Below are 5827 nucleotides of genomic sequence, written 5' to 3' on the forward strand. Positions count from 1 at the left end.
AGAACAATACCGCAATCGTCGTCGGCGATTTGGATTCCGTTTCAACCTCATTGCCGCGATCGTTAATATTGAACTGCTCCGTTCCCAATCTGCCTGATTCACGCAAGAGGTCTTGTGTAAGGCAACTGACGTAAATCGGCAACCGTGGGTGCGCGATCGCCCAACACCCTCTTCAATTCTTCTTGCAATTTCGCTTCTATTTCTGGGTGCTGTGCAAGTAGAAACCATGTCCATGTCATGGCGTTAGCAGTCGTTTCGTGACCCGCCAAAAATAGAGTCATTGCTTCATCTCGCACTTGGCGATCGCTCATCCCAGTTCCATCAGATTCATCCCGCACTTGAAGCAATAAAGAGAGTAAATCGCCTGTGTCCTTACCGCTAGCTCGTCGCTCGTTAATAATGCGATAGACAATCGCATCCAATTTTTCAATTGCTCGTTGGTAGCGTAAGTTACTAGGAGTAGGCACCCAACCAGGAAGGAAATATTGATTAGCAAGATTGGAATTAAAATCCATCACTGCATTTAGCGCCGCCTGCACTCCTTCCGCTTCATCTTTAATATCAACATCAAACAGTGTTTTTGACACAATTTCTTCGGTCAGCAACATCATATCTTGATGAATATCGCGGATTTCGCCATCGCGCCATTGGTCAATTAATTGCTCAGTATAGTCAACCATTACCTTCCCATAGGCGACAACTCGTTCCTGATGAAAAGCTGGTTGAACCAAACGGCGTTGACGCTGCCAAAAGTCGCCTTCACTGGTCAGTAAGCCGTTCCCTACAACGCGCAGTCCGCGTCGGTACACGCTACTTTTAACAAAGTTGGGGTATTGAGTGACCAATACTTGCTCGATCAAGTCGGGATGGTTGGCTAAAAAAGCTGGAAATGGCCCAAACTGCCAGCAAACAAGATCGCCATACTCTCTAGCACATTTGCTCAAGAACTTAAGTGGATCGCGGTTTATTTCTGGAAGATGACCTACAAGAAAATGACCTTTAGGGCCAGGTGGTAAATGTACTGCGGGCATAAACAAATCGGTTAAAAATGCTTTTAGGGATAATCAAATGGTTTTATGGCTGCTCATGCCGAAAGGTAGTTACCATCTCGGTTTTGGTTGAGTTTGAGCTGTTAAGAGCAACTTTCAAGCCTTACCTGATGGAACATTGACTGTTAGAGCGATCGCTACTTTTTCTTAAAGAGCGCCTATCTAAATTTTAACTAAAACAAATTTGTCCTAAATCAAATGGCACTTACACGTGTGCGCGAAGTCCTGGGGACACGCTTTGCGATCGCTTCTGCCATCCCTCGTCTGCAAAAGTGCAGGTCAGCACCAGCGTAAGCAATAGTCATTAACAAAAGCAAGCTAGTTAAGGTAAGACTTTGGGACAGAATAATAAATAAAAATTAGCCCTTCCATCGAAAGGGCTAAAGTAAACTATCGATTAGTCTTTTTTTGGGAAAAAAACCTAAATCAATGAACATCAATAACAGGTTGAAGCAGAAGCGCGATCGCGCCAACACTGACAAAAGACAAAGTTACCCAAAAGAAGATTCGCATTCTATTTTCCTACCTTGATTTAATTTCTGATGCTTTACACAGTTCAATTTACTGGGATCGTAGTGAAGAGTTACGAATTGCCTAATCCACCTAGGGACAGAGAAAGCTCTCAATAGAAAGAAAGAGTGAATAGCCGAGGTGCGATCGCTCCTGCTATCCGTCCTGCTTGCTCTACCTATCTGGACAAAGCTTGGATAGAGTCAGACTATCTGCTGCTAATCTTTGCAATGGTTTCAAAATGAAGTTTTGGCGATGGTGCAGCGTGACTAATTAGCGTTATGCAATGCGCTACGCAGATTGAGTCATCGCTGTAAGATGGGGCGAGACGCTGGGTGAGGAGAAATGGCTGCCAAAGACTTATTCCATAATGCGGTGAAACAGGCACTCCTAAAGGAGCAGTGGACGATTACGGCAGATCCTCTGACAATTAAAATTGAGGGCGTGAAGTTTGAGATTGACTTAGCAGCAGAAAAGGTCTTTGCGGCTGAGAAGGCGGGGCGAAAAATCGCAGTTGAAGTCAAAAGCTTTTTGAGCAACTCTGCGATCGCTGACTTTCATGTAGCCTTGGGTCAATTTTTGAACTATCGGCTTGCCCTACAAATGCGTGACCCAGACAGGACGCTGTATTTAGCGATACCGTTTGATACATTTGACTCCTTCTTTCAAGAGCGGTTTGTTCAAGAAGCGGTCAAGATTTATCAACTAAAGCTCGTCGTTTACGATCCAAGCAAGGAGGTAGTTATCGAATGGAAAGATTAGAACACTACCGCGAATGCGTCCGTAAACTGTTAACTGAACAGGCGACGCTAGAAGAGCGTAATCCAGACATTGAGTGCCAGCTTGCTTTTGATGCGGAACATGACCACTATCAGTTGCTGGATGTTGGCTGGGAAGGACTGAAGCGGGTTTACAACTGTTTCATCCATTTGGATATTAAGGATGACAAAATTTGGATTCAGCGCAATATGACTGAAGTGGACATTGCGCGCGAATTAGTAAACATGGGGGTGCCGAAGGAGGATATTGTCCTGGGGTTACATCCGCCGTATAAGCGTCCGTACACAGGGTATGGAGTTGCTTAATCGCTCCTGCCATCCCTCGTCTACCACCCTGCTTGCTCTACCGATCTGGACAACCTGGATATGGTGATGCTACCGACTGCTCAGGGTTGCAATGGTTTTTACGTGAAGTTTTGGCAGCGATCGCAGCGTGACTAATCAGAGGTTTTGGTGAGCAGTGCCTATCCTACTAGCTCGGTCGCAACATAATGTTAACCCCCGGTTTTACGTTTTGGGCATCTCGATCAACCATTTCCCCAGATCGGTGTAAAGGATAAGGGGCAAAAGGTACATACAATCCTGCAATCGGTTTATTGGCTCAAGCCGCGTTTCAGAAAGGCGTTCTTCAACACGCGCAAGTATGCAAGCAAGAGTTGCCGGATTTCGTCTGCCCTCTCCGTAGTGAACGATGGTGTTATTCAGCTCTTCATTTACGATCTGTTGAGCCTCTGCTGACTGAAGAATGGCAGGGTTCAGTCCAACAAACGGTGGACGACCGAACATTCGCTCAAATTCATGAAATCCACGAACAAGCAAAAACAGGTCGTAGAATGGAACACAGGTAGCTCGAAGCCAGATCCACATAAATCGAGGATCGGTGGAGTTCGGGGCTTCACGGTGACATCGGCGACACAAAAGAACCAAGTTGTCGACGGACAGTGACCCACGTCGTGATTTTGGTATGATATGGCATTTTTGTAGTCGTGATTTGTAGCCGCAATGCCAGCATCGCTCGTGTGCCTCAGCCCAGTCGACTGCCAATCCAGCCTCATCTTCACGGCTAGCCCAGTAGTTCACAATCTCTTGACAAGTTGGTTCCTCTTCATTCAGATCCATAGTATCTAGACGCTTAACTGTCTACTACGGCGCTCCTAGCAGTTTAGCGCGCTTGTAGAGAGCGTGGAACCGTTCAAGTTTAATGCGATCGCCTATCGCCTATCGATTAGGTTCACGAATTTTCCTCTGTCAGCTACCATTTTTCTACTTAAACCCAATCAGCCATCAGCACTTAAGGAAGCAAGTCCAGCACAGATAAACGGCTGATAATTTGCCCTGCGATCGCAACAGGCACTTCATCAGAAAGTTGATAATCTTGACGATGCTGGTAGATGGATTCGGATGTCACAACAGGCTCGGTATAGACCTCAATCTGCTTTTCTGGGAGGTTGATAATCCAGTAAATCTGAATCCCTGCACGAGCGTAGAGACGCTGTTTTGAGGTGCGTTCGCGAAGCGTGTCCCCAGGACATTCGCTCTCTAGGGTAGAGTCGGCAACTTCAATAATCAGAGCGATGTCAGAGGCACCGGGATGACGATCGAGGTAATCGCGGGTATTTCCCCGAACGACCACCACATCTGGCTCTGGCTCACTATCTGCTAGGGTGATAGGTTCTTGGGTATCGACGTACCAGCCTTCTGGAATGACGGCTTCTAAAGCATTTCGAGTCAGTTTTGTGGTCGCACGATGGGGCGGATTTTTCGGCATTTTGTAGACCAACCATCCATCCAGCAGCTCTACCGGATCGTCGTCGCTCAGGATGCCAAGACGAATCATCTGGTGATACTGCTCAACACTCAAACGCCAAACGGGTTCTGTTGGTACTGCCGCAATGGTTTGGGTATTCAGTGTATCAGATGGTATGGATGTGGACACAGGGTATGTGAATTGAGCGCATTTACTGGCAATCCTAGCACTTGTGAAATTGCCTTTATATAGGGGAATGGGGCTGCTTAGGCGAATGCGCGATCGCACCTATCAGAGTCAGTTATGCCATTGAATCGGATGCCAAAACTATCTGGATGCCGACAATGAATCATGTGGTTGGAAGTCAGGATCGTCAAAGTAGTATTGTCCCTTAGCTTTCGCGATCCGTTCAAACAGTTGCGGAATTCCATTGGCAATTACCTTTACGTCTTCGGTTGTGAATGCCCAAACTTCTCGCCCAAAAATTGGATCGGTTCCTTCACAAACGAGTTTGCCTACAATGACCCACCATTCCCAAAGGCGATTTCTACTGTTGAGGCGGCGTACATAACCGTAGGCAATGCAGCGATCGCCCTCAATATCCATGAAACCAGTGAACTGATCGCCCTTAATATCGATGAAACCAGTGAATGGTTTGTCAGTACCTGTCAACTCGTGATAAGTATAGTCCTCTAATGCCCGAATGTGCCAAGGATATTCACTTTGAGCAAAAATTGTGCCACCGTCGAAATGGCTGTGGAGTTGAATCAGTTCCTTTGGCATTTCCGGTTGGCTTTGATTGTCTGACCAATCAATTGGCGATCGCATACTAGGTTTTTGCTCTAGGATGGTTAGCATCTTGAGAAATCGATCTTGCTTCCGTACTGCCCAGCCGATTTCCGGTTGGAGATAGCTATCTTGTTGCCGAACTCCAATAAAGCCTGCAACCACTTCTAAATCAGCTTTTCCTTTAGGGGTAACGAGTGCGATTGGTGCTTTAGAGAGTCCCGTGGGTAATACTGTTGGTGAGATTCCGTCCTCGACCGTGAGTTCTGCACGAGGGATATCTAGAATCGGATTCTTTTGTGTAGGCGCATGGGTGACGGAATGATTAATGTAGGGAAATAGATCGGCTAACCATCCTGTAATCACCTCTCCACCGTATATCTCCTTTGGTTTGTAAATGTGCTGCCAAAATTTCAGTGGAGGTCTACCAGCAACAGTGTCAATCAAAGCGTCACAAATTGGCAACAGCCGTTCTGTCCACCAACCCAAATCGTAAGCAGCGATCGCTTCAACCCGGTGTCGGATACTGCGCCAGTCGGCTTCTATTCCGCGCACTGTAATCCAAGGAATGCCGCAAATGCCACGGACTATATAATCAAAATACTGCTGCAATGCATCCATCATCACCACCTGACTTGCGGTTTGAATGATGGATGTAGTGGTGCTGAAGTTGCACACCATGAGTGAGTGAATATCGGGCTGAACATTGTGACGAATGCGTTCTGACCATTGTTCAATCACTTCAGCCCAGTCACTCGGTTGAGCGAGTTTTTGAGTCTCAACCTTTAACTCCAGCTTGCCTGAATGACCCACAAAACGCGATCGCAACTCTTCGGCATGATTAGACCTCTTGCGTGAATCAGGCAGATTGGGAACGGAGCAGTTCAATATTAACGATCGCGGCAATGAGGTTGAAACGGAATCCAAATCGCCGACGACGATTGCGGTATTGTTCT

Annotated in this window: 6 protein-coding genes and 2 pseudogenes; 3 read left to right on the forward strand and 5 right to left on the reverse strand. The window is 46.7% G+C overall.

All coding sequences use genetic code 11. The features are described from left to right. A pseudogene (locus tag NDI34_RS27495) lies at nt 1–97 on the forward strand (IS5/IS1182 family transposase); the annotation flags it as partial. 1 nt (nt 98) lies between these two features. Here the strand turns inward: NDI34_RS27495 and NDI34_RS27500 are convergent. Then, a complete protein-coding gene (locus NDI34_RS27500) occupies nt 99–1031 on the reverse strand; it encodes a cytochrome P450 (RefSeq protein ID WP_348234416.1) in 933 nt (310 codons plus the stop codon). 873 nt (nt 1032–1904) lie between these two features. Between NDI34_RS27500 and NDI34_RS27505 the strand changes: the two genes are divergently transcribed. Next, nucleotides 1905–2321: a XisH family protein gene (locus NDI34_RS27505; protein ID WP_190674958.1), complete on the forward strand. Its 417-nt coding sequence runs from the start codon at nt 1905–1907 to the stop codon at nt 2319–2321. Further along, nucleotides 2309–2644: a XisI protein gene (locus NDI34_RS27510; RefSeq protein WP_190674961.1), complete on the forward strand. Its 336-nt coding sequence runs from the start codon at nt 2309–2311 to the stop codon at nt 2642–2644. Before NDI34_RS27505 ends, NDI34_RS27510 begins: the two co-directional genes overlap by 13 nt. Nucleotides 2645–2845: 201 nt before the next feature. Here NDI34_RS27510 and NDI34_RS27515 read toward each other — a convergent pair whose 3' ends face one another. The 4 genes and pseudogenes from NDI34_RS27515 to NDI34_RS27530 form a co-directional block, all read right to left on the reverse strand. After that, nucleotides 2846–3124 carry a hypothetical protein gene (locus NDI34_RS27515; RefSeq protein ID WP_348234417.1) on the reverse strand — a complete coding sequence of 93 codons (279 nt, stop codon included), beginning with the start codon at nt 3122–3124 and terminating at the stop codon, nt 2846–2848. Nucleotides 3125–3629: 505 nt separating this feature from the next. Then, nucleotides 3630–4274, reverse strand: coding sequence for a Uma2 family endonuclease (locus NDI34_RS27520; protein ID WP_348234418.1), 645 nt, complete (start codon nt 4272–4274; stop codon nt 3630–3632). Nucleotides 4275–4412: 138 nt separating this feature from the next. Then, the gene (locus tag NDI34_RS27525) at nt 4413–5684 is read right to left on the reverse strand and encodes a DUF4419 domain-containing protein (protein ID WP_348234419.1); all 1272 of its coding nucleotides are present in this window, start codon (nt 5682–5684) and stop codon (nt 4413–4415) included. A gap of 46 nt (nt 5685–5730) precedes the next feature. Further along, nucleotides 5731–5827: pseudogene (locus NDI34_RS27530) on the reverse strand (IS5/IS1182 family transposase); the annotation flags it as partial.

The organism is Trichocoleus sp. DQ-U1, from assembly GCF_039961925.1.
GTDB lineage: Bacteria > Cyanobacteriota > Cyanobacteriia > Cyanobacteriales > FACHB-T130 > FACHB-T130.